This is a genomic window from Paracnuella aquatica (assembly GCF_003332885.2).
Taxonomy (GTDB): domain Bacteria; phylum Bacteroidota; class Bacteroidia; order Chitinophagales; family Chitinophagaceae; genus Flavisolibacter; species Flavisolibacter aquaticus.
This window is the reverse complement of the sequence record NZ_QOWJ01000001.1, coordinates 1,032,539-1,052,731: the sequence shown is the minus strand read 5'-3', so window position 1 is coordinate 1,052,731 and position 20,193 is coordinate 1,032,539. Positions and strand designations below refer to the sequence as shown.

The 20,193-nt window shown below is 50.1% G+C and carries 13 protein-coding genes and 1 tRNA gene; 8 read left to right on the top strand and 6 right to left on the bottom strand.

Annotated elements, in window-relative coordinates:
* Positions 1-78 precede the first annotated feature (78 nt).
* The 4 genes from DRJ53_RS04460 (at position 79) to DRJ53_RS04445 (ending at position 9,489) form a co-directional block, all read left to right on the top strand.
* Positions 79-2,571: a PIG-L family deacetylase gene (locus DRJ53_RS04460; RefSeq protein WP_114234331.1), complete on the top strand. Its 2,493-nt coding sequence runs from the start codon at positions 79-81 to the stop codon at positions 2,569-2,571.
* A 370-nt stretch (positions 2,572-2,941) separates the two neighbouring features.
* Entirely contained in the window at positions 2,942-4,684 is a 1,743-nt protein-coding gene (locus DRJ53_RS04455) for a sodium:solute symporter family protein (protein WP_114234330.1), read from the top strand.
* Positions 4,685-4,834: 150 nt separating this feature from the next.
* Complete coding sequence (locus DRJ53_RS04450; protein WP_114234329.1) at positions 4,835-8,281, top strand: ThuA domain-containing protein; 3,447 nt, start codon at positions 4,835-4,837, stop codon at positions 8,279-8,281.
* Positions 8,282-8,454: 173 nt separating this feature from the next.
* Positions 8,455-9,489 (top strand): hypothetical protein, encoded by a 1,035-nt coding sequence (locus tag DRJ53_RS04445; RefSeq protein ID WP_114234328.1) that lies wholly within the window; start codon positions 8,455-8,457, stop codon positions 9,487-9,489.
* Positions 9,490-9,609: 120 nt separating this feature from the next.
* Here DRJ53_RS04445 and DRJ53_RS04440 read toward each other — a convergent pair whose 3' ends face one another.
* The gene (locus DRJ53_RS04440; RefSeq protein WP_114234460.1) at positions 9,610-10,857 is read right to left on the bottom strand and encodes a hypothetical protein; all 1,248 of its coding nucleotides are present in this window, start codon (positions 10,855-10,857) and stop codon (positions 9,610-9,612) included.
* A 75-nt stretch (positions 10,858-10,932) separates the two neighbouring features.
* Between DRJ53_RS04440 and DRJ53_RS04435 the strand changes: the two genes are divergently transcribed.
* The 3 genes from DRJ53_RS04435 to DRJ53_RS04425 all read left to right on the top strand — a co-directional run bounded on the left by DRJ53_RS04435 (position 10,933) and on the right by DRJ53_RS04425 (position 14,785).
* On the top strand, positions 10,933-11,712 hold the full coding sequence (locus DRJ53_RS04435; protein WP_114234327.1) for an NIPSNAP family protein: 780 nt from the start codon (positions 10,933-10,935) through the stop codon (positions 11,710-11,712).
* Between the two features lie 72 nt (positions 11,713-11,784).
* The gene (locus DRJ53_RS04430; protein ID WP_114234326.1) at positions 11,785-14,646 is read left to right on the top strand and encodes a T9SS type B sorting domain-containing protein; all 2,862 of its coding nucleotides are present in this window, start codon (positions 11,785-11,787) and stop codon (positions 14,644-14,646) included.
* A 67-nt stretch (positions 14,647-14,713) separates the two neighbouring features.
* Positions 14,714-14,785 (top strand) — tRNA-Met (locus DRJ53_RS04425).
* 154 nt (positions 14,786-14,939) lie between these two features.
* On the opposite strand, the gene DRJ53_RS04420 is transcribed toward DRJ53_RS04425, so the two are convergent.
* Genes DRJ53_RS04420 through DRJ53_RS04410 form a run of 3 tightly spaced genes read right to left on the bottom strand, consistent with a single transcriptional unit; the run spans position 14,940 to position 17,817 of the window.
* Positions 14,940-16,580 (bottom strand): ABC transporter ATP-binding protein, encoded by a 1,641-nt coding sequence (locus tag DRJ53_RS04420; RefSeq protein WP_241558452.1) that lies wholly within the window; start codon positions 16,578-16,580, stop codon positions 14,940-14,942.
* 45 nt (positions 16,581-16,625) lie between these two features.
* Positions 16,626-17,009, bottom strand: coding sequence for a hypothetical protein (locus DRJ53_RS04415; RefSeq protein WP_123893355.1), 384 nt, complete (start codon positions 17,007-17,009; stop codon positions 16,626-16,628).
* Between the two features lie 37 nt (positions 17,010-17,046).
* A complete protein-coding gene (locus DRJ53_RS04410; RefSeq protein WP_114234323.1) occupies positions 17,047-17,817 on the bottom strand; it encodes an AMP nucleosidase in 771 nt (256 codons plus the stop codon).
* A gap of 49 nt (positions 17,818-17,866) precedes the next feature.
* On the opposite strand from DRJ53_RS04410, the gene DRJ53_RS04405 reads away from it, so the two are divergent.
* Complete coding sequence (locus DRJ53_RS04405) at positions 17,867-18,313, top strand: type I restriction enzyme HsdR N-terminal domain-containing protein (RefSeq protein WP_114234322.1); 447 nt, start codon at positions 17,867-17,869, stop codon at positions 18,311-18,313.
* Positions 18,314-18,380: 67 nt separating this feature from the next.
* Here DRJ53_RS04405 and xerD read toward each other — a convergent pair whose 3' ends face one another.
* Positions 18,381-19,280, bottom strand: coding sequence for a site-specific tyrosine recombinase XerD (gene xerD, locus DRJ53_RS04400; protein WP_114234321.1), 900 nt, complete (start codon positions 19,278-19,280; stop codon positions 18,381-18,383).
* Positions 19,281-19,384: 104 nt separating this feature from the next.
* Positions 19,385-20,038 (bottom strand): hypothetical protein, encoded by a 654-nt coding sequence (locus DRJ53_RS04395; protein ID WP_114234320.1) that lies wholly within the window; start codon positions 20,036-20,038, stop codon positions 19,385-19,387.
* Positions 20,039-20,193 lie beyond the last annotated feature (155 nt).

The window sequence follows — 20,193 nt, the reverse complement described above, 5'->3', positions numbered from 1 at the left end:
TTAAAAAGGAGCACAGTATGTTGCTCCTTTTTCTTTTATTTGGCCCTTCATTGAAATCATAAACCGTCTGACGCCTGCATGAAAAAGTCTTTTTCACTGGCTTTGCTTGCCCTTTCCTGTTTTATTGGCCGTGCCCAAAATGCGGCGTCCTCTGCCGATATTTATTTAGGATTAAAAAAACTGAATGTATTGGGTTCGGTGCTGTATGTGGCAGCACACCCTGATGATGAAAATACAAGGCTGCTTACTTGGCTGTCGAAAGACCGCCTATACCGAACCGGCTACCTGTCGCTGACCCGTGGTGATGGTGGCCAGAACCTGATTGGCAACGAGCAGGGCATTGCCCTCGGCATGATTCGCACACAGGAGTTGCTCGCGGCGCGGCGCATTGATGGCGCAGAGCAATTTTTTACCCGCGCTTTTGATTTTGGTTTTTCAAAAAATCCTGAAGAAACATTCACGAAGTGGGACCGCGAAACCATCCTTGCCGACGTGGTGTGGACCATCCGCAAGTTTCGCCCCGATGTGATCATTACCCGTTTTCCAACCACCGGCGAAGGCGGACACGGGCACCATACTGCATCGGCTATTTTAGCAAATGAAGCGTTTAAAGCGGCCGGCGATCCGGCCCGTTTTCCCGAGCAACTGAAATGGGTGGAAGTGTGGCAGCCCAAGCGCATTCTTTGGAACACCTTCAATTTCGGCGGCAACAACACGCAGCGCGAAGACCAGTTTAAAGTGGAAGTAGGCGGCTTCAATCCCGTGCTGGGCGCCAGTTATGGCGAAATTTCGGCCGACAGCCGCAGCCAGCACAAAAGCCAGGGTTTTGGCGTGGCCCGCAGCCGTGGGGAGGCATTGGAATATTTTGCCACAACCGGCGGCAGTGCGCCAGCTAAGGATCTGATGGAACAAGTGGACCTTTCCTGGCAGCGTGTACCGGGAGGACAAGCGGTAGCGCAAATGATTGAAAAAGTGACTACGTCGTTTGATTTTGTGCAACCGCAAAAGTCGGTGCCGCAACTGGCCGCTGTTTATAAAATATTACAACAATTGCCTGACAGCTATTGGCGCCGGGTAAAAATGGAGGAAGTCGCTAAACTCATCGCTTCCTGCAGCGGCTTGTTTTTAGAAGCCAGCACTTCGGTTCAAAATGCAGTGCAGGGCGATTCGCTGCGGGTAAATATTTTGGTGAACAACCGCAATGGCGCTCCGCTAAAATGGCAACGGCTGGTGTTGGACGGATTGGATACAGCACTCAATGTAACGTTGGCGCCTAACCGAAATACGGCTTTTCAAAAAAGCATATATGTGGGTACAGAAAAGGCCGTGAGCCAACCATATTGGCTGCGGGAGAAAATGAAGGAAGGCATGTTCACTGTTCGCGACCAGGAACTGATTGGACAGCCTGATATAACGCCGGCCTACACCGCACGGTTTGATGTGGAAGTAGAAGGCCTGACATTTTCCTATAAACTGCCCGTACAATACAAATACACCGACCCGGTAAAAGGTGAGGTGATTCAGCCTGTATTTGTGGTACCGGCTGCCACTGTTTTTGCCACACCTGACCTGTTGATTTTTCCAAAGGGCGCCGAAAAGCCAAAGGAATTTGGCGTGCAGTTGTCGGCCAACAGGAAATTGCAGGCAACCGCAAATTTGGAAGTACGGTCGGCGGCCAACGTTATCAGGAAGGATGATCCAAGCCTGCAGTTGGACCGCAACGGCAGCAAAACCTATTACCTGACGGTAGGCAAGGAGCAGATCAACGGGCGGCAAAGCGATGCGCTGCAAAGTTTTGTGCACCTGAAGGAAGGGGGCAAAGAGCAAGAAGCTTACCTGGCCATGACCTCCATCAACTACGATCATATTCCCACCATCCGGTATTTTTACCAGGATCCGGTGCAGGTGCTGCACATCGACCTGAAAACTTCGGGTACGCGTATCGGTTATATTGTGGGCGCCGGCGATAAAGTGCCGGAAGCGTTGGAGCAAATGGGTTACGAGGTGGTGCTGATGGGCGAAAAAGAATTGCTGCGCAACAACCTGCAGCAGTTTGATGCCATTATTGCCGGCGTGCGGGCATACAACACCAACGACTGGCTCAATGGGTTTCACGATAAGTTGATGGCTTATGTGCAGGGCGGCGGTAACCTGATTGTGCAGTACAATACCTCATCGCAAATAGGACCGGTGCGGGCCAAGATCGGGCCGTACAAATTCGACATCAGCCGCAACCGCGTAACGGATGAAAATGCTGCGGTGACCATGTTGCAGCCGCAGCACCCGGTGTTGAATGTGCCGAATAAAATCACGGCTGATGATTTTAAAGGATGGGTGCAGGAGCGCAGCATTTACCACGCATCCAACACCGATCCGCAATTTGAAAAAATCCTGGGCATGAGCGATCCCGGTGAAACCAGCGACAACAGCAGCCTTGTAGTGGCTAAATATGGCAAAGGATATTTTACCTATACGGGTCTTGTGTTTTTCCGGCAGTTGCCTGCAGGTGTGCCCGGCGCTTACCGGTTGCTGGCCAACCTGATTGCGCTGAATTCAAAAAAAGCATTCTGAAATGGCGGATAAGAAGCCTGACAACAGGCGGGGGAATATTGCTTTTATATTCGTGATCATACTGGGTTACCTGATTGGTTTTGCGATCAAAAGGGTGCAGTTGGGATTGGTGTTGGGGCTTGTATTGGGTTTGCTGGCGGCGGGTTTGTGGCGACGTAGAAAATCTTAGCTTTCGTTTTATACTTCATTGCAATGATACAAGATGGCATAAAGCCATCAGCTGTTGCTTGCGTTTTAAACATTGCTTCATGCCAGACCAACAAAATGACCGTATTCCTCTGTTCCGCTCCTGGCTTGCCTGGTACCTGTTCGTCATTGTGTTGCTGGTCCTCATGATCCTATTTTTTTACTGGCTCACAAATTATTTTGCATGAACGGTACCGATTGGCTGGTCCTTACCCTAACCCTGCTGGGCATCATTTTGTACGGCCTGTACCGGAGCCGCACTACCCGTAACCTCGAAGGTTATTTTTTATCCAACCGTAGCATGCCCTGGTGGATCGTGCTGTTGTCCATCATGGGCACGCAGGCATCGGCCGTAACATTTCTATCGGCGCCGGGCCAGGCCTTTGCCGATGGGATGCGTTTTGTTCAGTATTACTTCGGCCTGCCACTGGCAATGGTCGTCATTTGCATCACATTTGTACCCCTGTTCAACCGGCTAAAAGTTTTTACCGCATACGAGTTTTTAGAAAAAAGATTCGACAGCAAAACCAGGCTGCTCACTTCATTCCTCTTTCTGCTGCAACGCGGACTTTCCACCGGCATATCCATTTATGCACCTAGCATTATCTTGTCGTCCTTGTTTGGCTGGGATATTTTTTGGACCAATATCGTCATGGGTGGATTGCTCATAATATATACTGTTAGCGGCGGCGCGAAAGCGGTTGCTTACACACAGCAGGTTCAGTTTATAATCATTTTCGCCGCAATGTTTTTAGCGGGTTATATGGTGGTGCAATTGCTGCCTGAAGGCATTGGTTTTACCGATGCACTGCACATTGGCGGCAAGCTTGGAAAAATGAATGTGATCACGAGCGGGGTAGAAGGGGGCAAGTTCAATTGGAACGACCGGTACAATATGTGGAGTGGCGTGATTGGTGGTTTCTTCCTGGCGCTGTCTTATTTCGGTACCGACCAAAGCCAGGTGGGGCGCTACCTTACCGCGCAAAACAACACCGAAAGTAGACTGGGATTATTGCTCAATGGCATTGTAAAAGTGCCCATGCAGTTTTTTATTTTGCTCATCGGTGTGTTGATCTTTGCATTTTACCAATTCAACAGCGGGCCCATTACATTTAACAGCGGTTTGTTGTCCGATGTTCGTTCTTCCAATAGTGCAGCGCAGGCGCAAAAACTGGAGCAGGATTACAATGCGCTTGCAGAACAAAGGAAGGCTATGGCGTTGCAATTTGCCAATGCAGTAAAAGCGGGTAACAACGATTCCATTGTGCATTACACCGGCCAGTTGGAAGCGATCAATGCAACTGCCTCCGGCTACCGCCAGCAATTTAAAGATATTGGTAAAACGGTAAGCAGCCGCGATACCAATGATACCAATTATGTATTTCTATCATTTGTAAAAGAACACCTGCCTGCAGGCTTGCGTGGTTTGCTCATTGCCATTATTTTCCTTGCGGCATGGGGTTCTATTGCAGCTGCATTAAACTCACTGGCGGCTGCCACCATGGTGGATTTTCACCAACGTTTTGCCAATAAAAAACAAGATGAAAGCGAGTACCGCGTATCGCAGTGGTACACGCTGGGCTGGGGCGTTTTTTGTGTGCTTGTAGCGGAGTTTGCCAACCAATTGGGGCAAAGCCTGATTGAAGCCGTGAATGTTTTGGGATCCTTGTTTTATGGTGTTATTCTCGGCATTTTTCTCCTGGCGTTTTATGTAAAAAAAGTAAAAGCAACGGCTGCATTTTGGTCGGCAGTGGTGGTGGAAATATTCATCGTCATTTTGTTTTTTAATGAGCAAATTGCGCCGTTCAGTTTTCTGCCCGATGTAAGCTTTTTGTGGCTGAATATGATCGGTGCCATTGGCGTGGTGCTCTTAGGATTGTTGTTGCAGGTTTTTGTTGGCAAACAACCGGCTGTTGCAACCACATAGTGTACTCGTTTCTTCTGTTTAACAAAGCTGCGACATGTATTAAAAAACATCAACACGTGTGGGTTTTGTGGGCTTGCTTTCAAAATTTAGTCTCGGTGATGTGCTCATAAACTGTAAATTCAACACTTTAAAAATTACACTACTCCTCCAATGAACCGTTACTTCCTTTATGTATGCAAAGGAATGCTAGTGTGTTGCTTGCTGTTGTTGTTTGCCTCGTGTAACAAACGCTCCGGTAAGGCACGTGTGCTGGTGTTCAGTAAAACTGCAGGATTTTATCATGAATCGATCCCGAGCGGTATTGCCGCCATCCAAAAGCTGGGGTCAGAAAACGACTTTGATGTTGATACCACTACCAATGCGGAGTGGTTTACCGAAGACTCGCTGAAAAAATATTCAGCGGTGATTTTTTTAAGCACCACCGGCGATGTGCTTAATAACTACCAGGAAGCCGAGTTTGAACGTTATATCCAGTCGGGTGGCGGCTTTGTGGGCATTCATGCCGCTGCCGATACCGAGTACGACTGGGGCTGGTATGGCCGCATGGTGGGTGGTTATTTTTTAACCCATCCCGGCATCCGGGATTCCTTTCCCAACGTGCAACCCGGTGTGATCAACGTGGTGAACAAAGACCACATCAGCACCAAAGGTTTGGCAGAGCCCTGGAACAAGACCGACGAATTTTATTCGTTTAAAAAAATGGACAGCTCCGTAAATGTGCTGCTGAAAATTGATAAAAACAGCTTTAAAGGCAGCTACATGGAAGGCGACCATCCAATGGCTTGGTATCACGATTATGATGGCGGCCGTGCATGGTACACCAACCTGGGGCATACCAACGAAACATTTAGCGAAGCGCCATATCTCAAACACCTGTTGGGTGGCATTCAATATGCCATTGGCGACAACAACGAACTGGATTACGGTAAAGCCCGCACAGCACAGGTACCGGTTGAAGATCGGTTTACAAAAACGAGCCTCGCTGCAGGTCAGTTTTACGAGCCAACTGAAATGGCCATTTTGCCCAACCTCGATATCCTGGTGGCACAGCGCCGCGGCGAGATCCTGTTGTATAAAAACGGCGATTCGGTGATGAAGCAGGCTGGTTTTTTAAACGTGTATTTTAAAACCAACACGCCGGGTGTCAATGCGGAAGAAGGCGTACTGGGCATCCAGGTGCATCCCAATTTTGCCAAAAACAATTTTGTATTTATTTATTACAGCCCCGCCGATTCATCGGTGAACCGTTTGTCGCGTTTCAAATTTGTGGCCGACAAGATCGACATGCAGTCGGAGCATGTGATCCTCGAAGTAGGCTCGCAGCGGGAAATCTGCTGCCACACCGGCGGGTCCATTGCGTTTGACAAAGACGGCTTGCTGTATGTTTCTACTGGCGATAACTCCACGCCGTTCAACGACCGTGGTGCAGCATATGTAAACTCAGGTTTTGCACCCATCAACGATGCACCCGGCAAAGAGCAGTACGATGCCATGCGTTCGTCGGGTAATGCTGCCGACCTGCGCGGTAAAATTTTGCGCATCCGCGTAAATGATGATGGCTCGTACGATATCCCGGAAGGCAACCTGTATCCAAAAGGTACGCAAGGCACCCGTCCAGAAATTTATGTGCAGGGCAACCGCAACCCTTACCGCATTTCGGTGGATCAGAAAACCGGCTTTTTGTATTGGGGTGAAATTGGCCCCGATGCCGCTGCCGACAGCTTTGCTACCCGCGGTCCGCGTGGATACGATGAAGTAAACCAGGCCCGCAAAGCAGGGTTCTTTGGCTGGCCAATGTTTGTTGGTAACAACTACGCTTACCGCGAATACGATTATACCACCGGCAAAAGTGGCAATGCGTTTGACCCCAAACGGCCTATCAATAATTCGCGCAACAATACCGGCATTAAAGAGCTGCCGCCGGTAGCACCGCCGTTTATTTGGTATCCTTATGATGCGTCGGCCGAGTTTCCGCAGGTAAGAACCGGTGGCCGCAACGCCATGGCGGGTCCGGTATATTACACCGACATGTTCCCGAAAGAAACGCGGCTGCCCGATTACTACAACGGCAAATTGTTTATTTACGATTGGGTACGCGGCTGGATCAAAGCCGTGACGATGCGGGACAACGGCGATTTTGATAAAATGGAACCGTTCATGGCCAGCACCAAGCTGAACGCCCTGATTGATATGGAAGTGGGTCCCGATGGCAAGCTGTACCTGCTGGAGTACGGAACGGGCTGGTTTACCAAAAATGCCGATGCGGCACTGTCGCGGATCGATTACAACGGTGGCAACCTGGCTCCGAAAATTGCCAGCATGGATGTAGACAAAACATCCGGCGGACTGCCCCTGAAAGTAGTAGCAACCGTTTCGGCAAAAGACCCGGAGAAAGGTGCGCTGAAATACACCTGGAAACTGGGCGGCGGCGTAACCAAAGAAACAACCGAACCCCGCCTGGAGCACCAGTTTGACAAGGCCGGCGAATACCCCATTTCGGTGGTGGTTACCGATAAGGAAGGTTCCAAAACAGAAAGCGCTGCGGTAACTGTGTATGCCGGTAACGAAGCCCCTGTGGTGGACATTAGGGTGCAGGGCAACCAAACGTTCTATTTCCCCGGCAAGCCGGTCGCGTATAACGTTCAGTTCAACGACCGCGACGATGCGGCCGGCGGACCAAACGCCGAAGGGTTGATTGTTTCGGCTGATTATATTGAAGGCCTCGACAAAGCCGGCGCCAACATGGGCCACCAAGTTATGACCGAGGCCATGATGGGCAAAACGCTGGTGCAAGCACAGGACTGTAAAGCTTGCCACAAGGTTTCCGAAAAATCGATCGGGCCTGCTTATACGGCGGTAGCGCAGAAATACCAGAAAGATGCAGGCGCTACCAACCATTTAGTGAACAAGATCATCAAAGGCGGTGCTGGTGTTTGGGGCGAACAGGCCATGCCTGCGCATCCAACCCTTGACCCGGCCGATGCCCGCCAGATGGTAGCTTATATCCTTTCATTAACCGATGCAAATGCAGCTGCATCGTTGCCTGCACAGGGCACCGTGCAACCCACGCTGGGCAAGCCTGCCAAAGACAATGGCGTGCTGCTGCTTACTGCTTCGTACACCGATAAAGGTGCGAACGGAGTGCGGCCACTTACGGCATCCAAATCAATTGCACTGCGCAGCAGCCAGTTACAACTGGGTGCTGTACAGGAAATGCAGGGTTACTCTGCGTTCCGCATGGGCGGCAACACGTTGCTGGTGACACCCAAATCCGAAGGCTGGTTCCGCATAGATAGCATTGATCTGAGCGGCATTGCATCGGTAGAACTGGCAATTGGGTGGCAAAAAGCACCGGACTTTGGATACGTGTTTGAGTTCCGGCTGGATAAGCCCGATGGGCAAAAGCTGGGCGAAGCAGTGCTCAACGGCGGAGCCTCGGGCAGTGGCGGAGGGGGCATACCCGGCACTTCTATCCGGTCAACGCTGACGCCGGTTACCGATGGCAAGCTCCACCATGTGTACATTGTGAGCCGTCCTCGCGATGCCAAAGAGGCTAACCAGGCGGCAGTGCGGTCGGTGAAGCTGGGCACGAAATAAGCTTGATTTCTTTTTTTATTAATGGGCAACCACAGGCAAGTGGTTGCCCATTTTTTTGCCGAAAAATGCTCGCCGGTCTTTTGTGCAACAGCCATCACCGTGGTTCGCTATCTTGCAGTGGCCGGGCCGCTGCTGGCCTGCTCTTTGTACCCTATGTTCAATCAGCCACATTTATGAAAAACATACCCCTGATCGCTGCGGCCTGTACCTTGTTGAGTGCTGCAGTTTCCTGCAAAGAAGAATCGAAAGCCCAGTCGGCTGTTGTGCTGGCCAGCAATGGCGATACAACTTTGCCCGAAACAAAACCGGAGCCACCCGCACCGAAACTCGATACAGCATTATACAACCAAAAAATAGCGCATGTGCACGCCGGCGACACTACCGGCAGGTGGCCGGTGCCGCACGATTTTCCGCTGCCCGGAGCGGTGTTGCCGTTCAACAGGATCGTCAGTTACTATGGGAATTTATACTCGAAACAAATGGGCGCCCTGGGCGAATTTCCCAAAGCACAAATGCTGCAAAAATTACAAGCGGAAGTAAAACGCTGGACCGCGGCCGACAGCCTGCTGCCCGCCATTCCCGCATTGCATTATATTGCCGTTACCGCGCAGGTGGCGCCAGGTAAAGGCGGCACTTACCGGCTCCGCATGCCGCACAGCCAAATCGATACGGTTGTGGCATGGGCAAAAGAAATTGATGCATTGGTGTTCATCGATATACAGGTGGGGCTGAGCACGCTGCAAAAAGAAGTGCCGGAGTTTGAAAAATACCTATCGATGCCCAATGTGCATTTTGGTATCGACCCCGAATTTTCGATGAAAGGCGGACAACGGCCCGGCACTGCCATTGGCACGTTTGATGCTGCCGATATCAACTACACCACCGATTACCTGGCCAGTCTGGTAAAAAAGCACAACCTGCCACCAAAGATCCTGATCATTCACCGCTTCACTCAAGGCATGGTTACCAATTACAAATCCATCAAGCTGCGGCCCGAAGTGCAGATTGTAATGGACATGGACGGTTGGGGCATACCGGCAAAAAAAGTGAACACGTACAAACAGTTTATTTACCGCGAGCCCGTGCAGTTTACAGGCTTCAAGATTTTTTATAAAAACGATACGCAGAAATCGGGGATGGCTAAAGAAATGCAACCAGCAGATGTGCTGAAGTTGGTGCCCAAGCCCGTGTACATACAATACCAGTAACTGATAACCAGTGATTTGTATGATGAGAAAGGATTTTAATGATTAGTGCACGAAGTACTTTTGGTTCTTGCACTCTTTTATTCAAGCTATTAAATGTTCTCATTAAAAAAGAGAGAGCACTTAAAAATGCATTCTTACAAATCCTTTCTCATCATACAAATCACCGGTTCCGGTTTCAAAGAGGCAAAACGTTCCGCCCACCCAGTCCTTGTCTTTATTGTAGCGGGTGCCCACCATTTTGCCTTTGCTCAATCGGGCCAGGTTGTTTACAGGCACGGGTTTCGGTGCGCCGGGTTCCCAAAAATAAAACAGGCGTATTTCCGCTTTTGCAGGTTCACTGGGCGTAGCGATGGCCGAAGCATACTTTACTTTTCGTTGGATGATCCAATTGTGCGGATCACCAATTTGCGCAATATGCTCCGGCGTTACATCGATGATCACGCCTTGTCCGGCAAACGAAAAAAGCGGTTTGATGACGTAGTTTTTCAAGTCATCGGGAACCGATTGCAGGTCGCTTAAAAATTTTGTTTCCGGCACCAATGGGTGTTGCACAAACGGCAGTGCAAATTTTGAAATGCGATAAAACCAATTGGGGTGCGGCACCCAGGTTACATCCAGTTCGCTCTGGAAAAATGCAGCCTTTTGTTGTACCTCGGCCGATTGTTGCAGCAGCTCGTCGAATATAACGCGGTTGTATATGCGCTTTATTTGCTGCAGCGTGCCATCCTTTTTTTTATAGAAAAGATGATTGCCTATTTGCTCCACTTCGGTTACACAAACAATCGGGATGCCCAGTAACTGTTGCGTGGCATAAAAGTCAATCCTTGTTTTTTGTTGATGCGGGAAGATCTCCAGTAAAACGGTTTCTTCAGGTGGGTCATCGCCCACAATAATGCGCCGCAACAACTCAATGTAGCTGTCCGCATTAAACGGTGGCACAAATGGAGCAAGATGTTTTGGCGTGCCAAAATGCGCACTCCAAACCTGCGGCTTGTGCAGGTGCCAGGCAAAAATGGTGGGGAAGGCCTGCAACTCCACCAATTGCGGTTCAACGCCGCCACCAGGTGCCTCGCAAATACCAAAATCAAAACAAATAAATTGCGGATCGCCTTCCGGCCCGGGTACCTTCAGGTTGGGCGGAATAGCCCGTTCGCTTTGTTGCAAATACTGCGGTGAAGTGATCACTTCCAGAATACTGTCGCAGGCATCCAGCATTTGTTGTAAAAATACATGAGGCACAAAAACAGGCGTTTCCGCCACCCTAAAATCCAGCGCACCGCTAAACGGCGCATCCAAAGCTTCGATGTACGCCTTGTATTTTTCCTCGGTAAATGCCTCGTTGTATTGCTGGCGAAGTTGCGGTATCATGCATCCAATTTTTGCGCGGTGGGTATCTGTGAAATTAAGTGTTTGCATGTTTGATTCCTTGCTTAATTTCCACCTATGAAAAAGTTGATTGCACCCATAATTTGCCTGATCTTTTTAGGCAGCGCCTTTGCTGCCAGCGCCCAGAAAAAACGTGAGTTTTACGCCATTCAGGTTTATTACCTGCAGGATGCAGCACAGGACCAACGCGTGGACAATTATTTACAACAAGCTTACCTGCCCGCCCTGCACCGCATGGGCATGAGCAAGATCGGCGTGTTTAAACCCCACGGCAACGATACCAGCAGCAACAAACGCATTTTTGTTTTGATGCCGCTGAAAAGCCTGGAGCAACTGGTGAAAGTGCAGGAAAAACTGCAGAAAGACAAAGCCTACCAGCAGGCCAGCGAAAGCTACAATGCAGCAGCGCACAATGCACCCAACTACCGCCGTATGGAAACGATCGTGCTGCAGGCATTTACGGGCATGCCGGTGTCGGAAAAACCCGCACTGAAATCGGAAGTGGCGAAGCGGGTGTATGAATTGCGCAGCTACGAAGGTGCAACGGAGCGCCTGTACGCCAACAAGGTGGATATGTTTAACCGCGGTGATGAAATCGGGTTGTTCCGCCGCCTGGGTTTCAACGCCGTATTTTACGGCGAAGTGCTGGCCGGCAGCCGGATGCCCAACCTGATGTACATGACCTCGTTTGAAAACATGGACGAACGCAATGCACATTGGAAAGCATTTGGCGCCGATGCGCAGTGGAAAGAACTTTCCGCCAAAGCCGAATACAAGAACAATGTAAGTAAATCGGATACCTGGCTGTTGCAGGCAACGCCATATTCGGACCTGTAAACATTGTTTTGAAAATATGTAAAAGAGCCCTGCCAAACGCGGGGCCCTTTTTTGTTTGCCCCAATTTTTTAATTGAAGAAAAAAGAAATGCGGGCCAAAACAATGGTGGCGTTTCGGTTGTCCTTAAATTCGAAGAATGCTTTTGCCATGCAATTAAAGCTGCTGCTGTTGACGCTCACCACTTTCTGGGTTTCCCTTCATGGGCTTAGGGCACAGCTATGCACCGGCAGCTTAGGCGATCCGGTGGTCAACATTACTTTTGGAGCCGGTCAAAATCCCGGTGCACCGTTATCGTCCACCAATTATCAATACGTCACCACTGATTGTCCCAACGACGGGCAATACACCATTCGCAACAACAGCATTGCCTGCTACGGAACCACCTGGCATACCATCAACAGCGATCATACCGGTGACCCCAACGGTTATTTTATGCTGGTGAATGCATCGTATTCGCCCGGCGATTTTTTTGTGCAAACAGTGAACGGTCTTTGCGGGAATACTTCGTACGAATTTGCAGCCTGGGTGGCCAATGTGCAGCACCCGGTGTCGTGTAATGGCAGGGCCATTAAACCCAATCTTTCATTTACCATTGAAACCACCAGCGGCACGGTCCTAGCCACTTTCACCAGTGGCGATATTGAGTTGACCAGTAGTCCGCAATGGAAACAGTACGGTACTTTTTTTACCACACCTGCCAATGTTAGTTCGGTTGTCATTCGCCTAACAAACAATGCACCGGGTGGTTGCGGCAACGACATTGCCTTGGATGACATTACATTCCGGCCCTGTGGCGGTACCATTTCGGCAATAATTGAAGGCGCAAATACAACGCAAATGGAAATTTGTGCCACCGGCAATATTGCGCAAAAATTTGTAGCCACTGTGCCCGGCTCTTATGCCCGGCCGGAGCTGCAATGGCAGCAAAGCATTAATGGGGGCCAAACATGGACCAATATTGCCGGTGCTAAAGGCCGTGAATATGCCTGGAGCGAAACTAAGCCGGGCACTTACTACTACAGGGCTCTTGTTGCAGAAGAAGGCAACATCAATTCGGTTTCGTGCCGCATCGCATCCAAGCCCATCATCATCCGGATTTCGGAAGCGCCGGAAGTAACACTGGCCGGTAGCGTTGCTTTTTGCGAAGGTTTATTGCTGCAGTTGGATATACCGGTGAAAATAGCGGATACAGCGGGCTTGCGGCTTTCCTGGACCGGCCCACCGGGATCTGATTTAACGCTGTACGAAATAGGTGAAAGCAGCGGCCGCGTATTCCGCCTCAGCAAAAGCGAAGCCTCATTTGCCGACACCGGCTGGTACAACATTACCGTCACCAATGGCGAGGGTTGCGCAGTGACCGGGCAGGTGCATTTTTATGTGTTTAAAAAACCAGTCGCTAATTTATCGGTGCAAGGACCGGCTTGTGCAGACAGCCCGGTGCAGCTGGTCGGCGGCGGGTCTTCCAATAGCGGCTTTACTGCATTTAAGTGGAAATGGGGTACAAGCGATTCGGCCCGCGGGCAGCGTATAGCGCCGGTGCTGGGCCCGGCTGGCAACTACCGGGTGGAACTGGTTGTGGTGGATGCGGAAGGTTGCCCATCCGACCCGGTGAAGACGGATGTACGGGTAAACAAAAGGCCAACGCCGCTTTTTGCCTTACCGGAAATTTGCCTCACCGATGCAGCGGCCCAATTTATCAACCTGACGGAAACAGAAGGGAGCGAGACTGCTACTTACCAATGGCGTTTTGGCGACGCAGCCAATCCCAATGCCGGTTCTACGGAGAAAAATCCACGATATCGTTATAATGCTGTGGGCAATTACCCGGTTACGTTATCCGTGGTATCTGCGGCCGGCTGCGCTGCAGATACTACGCAGACATTTACCGTAAATGGTTCAAAGCCCAATGCACAGTTTACACTCAATACTGTTGCAGTGCGTTGCAGTGGCGATTCTGTAGTGTTGCGCAACAACTCCTCGGTTGATTTTGGATCGGTTACCCGCCTGGAAATTTTTTGGAAAGGTGATAACGATGCGGCCGCAAGAACAATTGATGAAAAACCCACGGCTGGAAAAGAATACCGGTTCAATTACACACCCTTTGTTACGGGCGGACAACAAAAATTCACCATCAGCATGGTGGCCTATTCTGGGGAAAGCTGCATGCACCAAACCGTGCAGGAAATAGAAGTACAGCAAAGCCCAAAGGTAGTGTTCGATGCATTGCCAGCGCTTTGCCAGGGTGCACCCGCATTTCTTTTGTCATCGGCACGGGAAGTGGCCGGTGCAGTGGGGCAGGGGCGGTATAGTGGTACCGGCGTGAACGGACAAGGAATGTTTAACCCTGCGCTACCCGGCGATTATCCCATTCAATACGTTTTTACCACCGGTGCCGGTTGCACGGATACAGCTATGCAAACAGTGCAGGTTTGGCCGTTGCCGCAAGTACAGGCCGGGCCGGATAAAACGGTGGTTGCGGGAGGCGGCGTAACACTTGCCGCAACTGCACTTGGCGAAGGCTTGCGAATCCAATGGTCGCCTGCAAATGGATTAAGTGATGCTACGACTATTCAGCCAATAGCATCGCCAGAAACCGAAACCATTTACACACTAACGGCAACCACTAACCGCGGATGTGCCGCTGCTGATGATGTCAAGGTTTTTACCATTCCTGAAGTGTACATCCCCAATGCATTTACACCAAATGGTGATGGCATCAATGATACCTGGCAGGTGCCTTACCTCGAGTCGATGCCGGAAGCGGAAGTGCGGGTGTTTAACCGGTACGGACAGGAAGTATACCGGGCAAAAGGCGCGGCCCGCGGCTGGAACGGGAAGGTTGGTGGCAAAGACCAACCCACAGGTGCTTTTGTTTATTTGTTGAAAATGAAAGGTGGCAAAATGCTACGCGGCACCGTGATGCTGGTGCGATAAAACTATTTTTTAGAATTTGTTTTCCATTAATCTTTGGCCGGTAAGCCGCATTGTCTTATGTTTGCATCGCGAAGTAGAGCAGCGGTAGCTCGTCGGGCTCATAACCCGAAGGTCCTAGGTTCGATCCCTAGCTTCGCAACTAAAGAGCCTCCCGTAATTACTAGAGGCTTTTATTTTTTGCAAGTGTTGTAGAACATCTTAGCGGGGTAACAGATAATGACATCGCTGAATTTATTAAATAAAAACCGTGTTGCTCCCAGTCCTCCCTGTCTCCGTGGTTTATAAACCTCCACTCAAAAATTAGCTGCTGCCAACAATTCTTTGGTATACGCTTCTTTCGGATCGTGATAAACCTGCTCTGCGCTGCCGGTTTCAACTATTTTACCACCCTGCATCACCATGATGCGGTCGCTCATAAAACGCACTACTTCCAGGTCGTGTGAAATAAACAGGAGCGTCAAGCCCAATTCAGCTTTCAGGTCGTTTAATAAATTCAGCACTTGCGCCTGCACGCTTACATCCAGTGCCGAAACCGATTCGTCGCAGACAAGGAAACTTGGGTTCATGGCCAGTGCACGGGCAATCACAATGCGCTGGCGCTGACCACCGGAAAATTCGTGCGGGAAGCGGTTTTGAAATTTGGCCGGCAGTTGCACCTGGTTGAGCAATTCGGCAACCCTGCTGCGTCTCATTTTACCCCCATTCAGCCCCTCCAAATGCAGCAGCGGCTCTTCCAGCGCATCGCCAATCGAAAGGCGTGGATTGAGTGCGGAAAAAGGATCTTGGAAAACCAATTGTACTTCTTTGCGAAACTGGTGCAGTGCCCCTTTGGCCAACTTTGTCAATTCCTGTTCGCGAAAAAATATTTTACCCGACGTGGGATCGATCAGCCGCAGCAGCGTACGGCCCAGTGTTGTTTTGCCACATCCCGATTCACCCACCAGTCCCAAAGTTTCACCTTCAAATACCTGTAGACTTACGCCTTGCACCGCATTAAAGACTTTGGTCGGCTTGCCCCAAATGTTGTGTGCAGTAGGAAAGGAAACGTGTATGTTCTTTGCCTGCATCAATACCCGACTGGAAGGCGATCTTAGTGGTGCTGCGGGTGGTGTGGGTTTTTGTTGTAAAATTTCTTCCACCGCCGGCAGTCGTTCACCTTTCACATGCCCAGCGGGCCTGCAGGCAAGCAAGGCTCTAGTGTATGGATGTTTTGGTGAATTAAAAATTTGCGCGGTTACACCTTCTTCCAGCAATTTGCCACCGTACATAATGGCCACGCGGTGCGCCAGGTGGGCCACCACACCCAGGTCGTGGGTGATGAATAAAACCGACATCCCTTGTGCTTGCTGCAATTCCTGTATCAGTTCTAAAATATGGCGCTGCACCGTAGGGTCAAGCGCTGTGGTGGGCTCATCGCAAATCAGCAAGGATGGTCGGCAGCACACTGCCATCGCAATCATTACGCGTTGCTTTTGCCCGCCGCTTAATTGATGTGGATACTTGTGGTATGTTTTTTCAGGATCGGGCAGGCGCACCTGTTGCAGCCACTGCAATACTTCCTTCTGCGCTGCTTTTTTCGAAATGGGCTGATGCGCCAACAATACTTCTCGCACTTGTTTGCCTACAGTCATCACTGGGTTCAGTGCACTCATCGGCTCCTGGAACACCATGCCTATTTTGGCGCCCCTAATGGTCCGCATATCTGGCTCCAACAACAGGTCAACAGCGGTGTTGCCATTGTCGGAAAATAGTATTTGACCACCTGTATATTTTGCCGGAGGCACCGGCAACAATTGCAAAATAGACAGCGCCGATATCGATTTTCCCGAACCCGATTCGCCCACCAGCGCCACAATTTCGCCGCGCTGCACTTGCAGGTTTAAATTCTGCACGGCAGGCTGCAGGCCCGCATCTGTTTGGAATGCGATGGACAAATTTTGTATGTGCAGCAGCGGCAGCAATGTGCTCGTATAGTGGTTTTATGGACAGGGTTGTGGCTGCACTTTGATGGCCGCAGCCTTTTGTGGCGTTGGGTAAAATGCCATACAAACGGTGCAGTTTTCCAATTTACCGGTATCCAGCGTAAAATAAAATTCGTCACCCTCCTTGATACTTTCGGGAAACTGGCAGGGATTGGCCAGTTTAAAAACATCGGTATATTTTTTACCGGTTGTTTCGTCCGTCCAGGATGCTTCAGTCCAGGCCAGTCCACCCGCATCCATCACCTTAATGGTATAATTTGAGCAAATGCCTTTCACTTCCAGCCTGCCTTTAAAGCAGGTGGCTGCATTTTGCTTGCCACATGTTTTTGTAGTGGCTGCCACCGAAACCAACATAGCAGCCGCCAGGAATATCTTCATCATACGGTCAAGTTCTTTTTCTAAAAAATAAAAGGACTTACTAAAAGCGCAGGTGCCTTACCGTTAGTCCGCCGTTGATCAGTTGCTTCAGCGAATCGATGCCGATGCGCAGATGGCGCTCAACGTATTGCTCGGTAACCTTACGGTCACTTTCCTCCGTTTTCACCCCTTCGGGTGTCATCGGCTGGTCGCTTACCAGTAGCAGTGCACCAGTGGGTATTTTATTGGCAAAACCCACCATAAAAATGGTAGCCGTTTCCATGTCGATGGCATAAGCCCGGACGCGTTTCAGGTATTGCTTGAACTCTTCATCATGCTCCCACACGCGGCGGTTGGTGGTGTACACAGTTCCGGTCCAGTAGTCCACTTCATAATCACGAATGGTGGTGGAAATGGCTTTTTGCAGGGCAAATGCAGGCAGCGCCGGAATTTCTTCGGGGAAATAATCGTCGGATGTTCCCTCGCCGCGGATGGCCGCAATGGGTAAGATAAGATCGCCCAGTTTGTTGCGTTTTTTCAGCCCGCCGCATTTGCCTAAAAACAGCACCGCTTCAGGGCTAATGGCGGAGAGCAAATCCATCACCGTGGCGGCAGTGGGGCTACCCATGCCAAAGTTGATGATGGTGATGCCATTAGCCGTGGCGCATTGCATGGGCTTTTCCCAGCCCACCACTTCCACGCCGTGCCAGTCGGCAAACAGTTTTACGTAGTTGCTAAAATTGGTCAGCAAAATGTATTTGCCGAATTGGTCGAGTTGCTGGCCGGTGTACCGGGGCAACCAGTTTTGTACGATGTCTTCTTTTGTCTTCATATCCCGGACGAATTTAGCAGAATTGCGCTGATGCCTGCATCTTTGGTGCATGATTGTGGTGGATTACCCGGCGCCGGACTTCAGGATCAAGGAGGATGGGGCCAAAAAATACGTCTTCGATGGGCTGCGCCGGAGCTGGCTGCTACTGACGCCGGAGGAGTGGGTGCGGCAAAATTTTGTGCAATACCTGGTGGAGTTGCTACAGTACCCCACTGCCCTGATTGCATTGGAAAAGGAACTTGTACTAAACGGCCTGAAAAAACGCTTCGATGTGCTGGTGTACAACAATACCCATGAGCCGTGGATGCTGGTAGAATGTAAAGCATCGTCCGTGGCGCTGAGTGCCGCCGTATTGGAGCAGGCGCTGCGGTACAATATGGTCCTGCCCGTTTCTTTTATTGTCATCACCAACGGCACCCAAACAAGAGCATGGCAAAAAACGGAAAACGGATTAGTAGAACTAGATAAGCTGCCGGAATGGAATAACAGTTACTAACTGCTGGAAAGACACAGCCTCTATTAGCTTCTATTAAGTCTACCAACTATCAACTACCAAGTGCCATCTACTTGAACGCCGGATGAAACTGGTGCAGCGTGGTGCGTAAAAAGTCGCGGTCGAGGTGGGTATAAATTTCGGTGGTGGTAATGCTTTCGTGGCCCAGCATTTCCTGCACGGCCCGCAGGTCGGCGCCACCTTCAACGAGGTGCGTAGCAAACGAATGACGAAAAGTGTGTGGAGAAATTCTTTTGTCGATGCCTGCCTTTTTTGCCAGCTCTTTAATGATTAAAAATATCATCACACGGGTCAGGCGTTTGCCCCGGCGGTTGAGGAACAGGATATCTTCTTCGCCTTTTTGCACCGGCCCTTTTTTGCGTACTTCGCTGTAATAAATACCGATGTATTTGGTGGCGCTGTCGCCAATGGGCACCAGCCGTTCCTTGTTGCCTTTACCAATTACAGTAATAAATTCCTCGGCCAGGTGCAACTGCGAAATGCGCAGGTTCACGATTTCGCTTACCCGCAGGCCGCAACTGTACAGCGTTTCCAAAATGGCCTTGTTGCGGGTACCTTCGGGTGTGCTCAGGTCGATGGCGTTGATCAGGCTTTCGATTTCGTTGTAGGATAAAACATCTGGCAGTTTGCGCAGCAGCTTAGGCGCTTCAAGCAATGCAGTGGGGTCGGCGGTGCAAATATTTTCCAGCAAACAATAGCGGTAAAATGTGCGGATGCCCGAAATAATACGGGCCTGCGTGCTTTGGGTCATGCCCAGTTCGGCCACCCATTTAATAAATGCCTGCAAGTCGGGTAGGGCAACATCGGCAGGGCTTTTTGCCCAACCTTGCGTTACAAAAAAAGCGGTGAGTTTATCCAGGTCGGCAAGGTATGCCTGCACCGAGTTATCGGAGAGCGACCGCTCCAGTTGCAGGTATGCTTTGAAACCGTTTTTATAGGGCTCCCACATCACTGAAGATTTTTAGTTTGTAGTTTGTGGTTTGTAGTTGGAGCAGGTCGGTCTTGTTTGTAAAAATATAATGCGCCCACCAACTACAAACCACGAATTAAATACTACAAACTGATTGCTTTTTCTATCTGCACGGGTTTGCCGTCTTTAATGAGTTGTACAAAAATGCGGTTGCGGCTGATATTCACAGAGTCGATGGTGCTGTGAATGTCGTTCCAATTTATCTTGTATTCTTCTTTAAAGGTCATGCGCTCCGTTGTGTCTTTTGCAATGTCCACTACGTAGATGTTGCTGTAGTCGGCATAAGCCCGCAGGTCCTGCGGCACCACAAATTTTTTATCAAACGAATTGATGGCGCTTTTAAAGTTTTTTACTGCGTCTTTTTTATCAAACGGCAGCTTCATCAAATACCCGCGGCCGGTGTTGCAATCGTTGAACGACAACCAGGCGTATTTGTCTTCATGAATGTAGCAATCGATGGCCGAATTATTCAGGCGCACCAGGTTTTCCAGCATGGTGCCCAGGTGCATTTGCCGGCCTGCTTCCAGCCCATTGTGTGTCCAAGTAAGCGTATCGCCGGTGCAATTTTTTGGCGAAATGGTTACGACAGGTTTCAATTTATGCGTCCCCTCAAAACGGAAGGTATCGGTGTTGCAGGTGGTGTCGCAAAAGGTTTGGGTGGCTGTAGCCGAACTGTCGTCGTTGGAGCAACCCACGGCAAAAGCTGCCAGGGCAAGGGAAAAAAACAGGATGCGCATGGTTAAATATTAAGGCCACGAAGATAAGGAATGAGCGCTGGCGATGATGATGCGGGTATTTGTATCGTGATCGTTTATCGAGGTAATTCAAAAACGACACATTTGGGTAAACGATTCCTTCTAGTTTGATTAAACCAATTTAAAATAACTGCGGA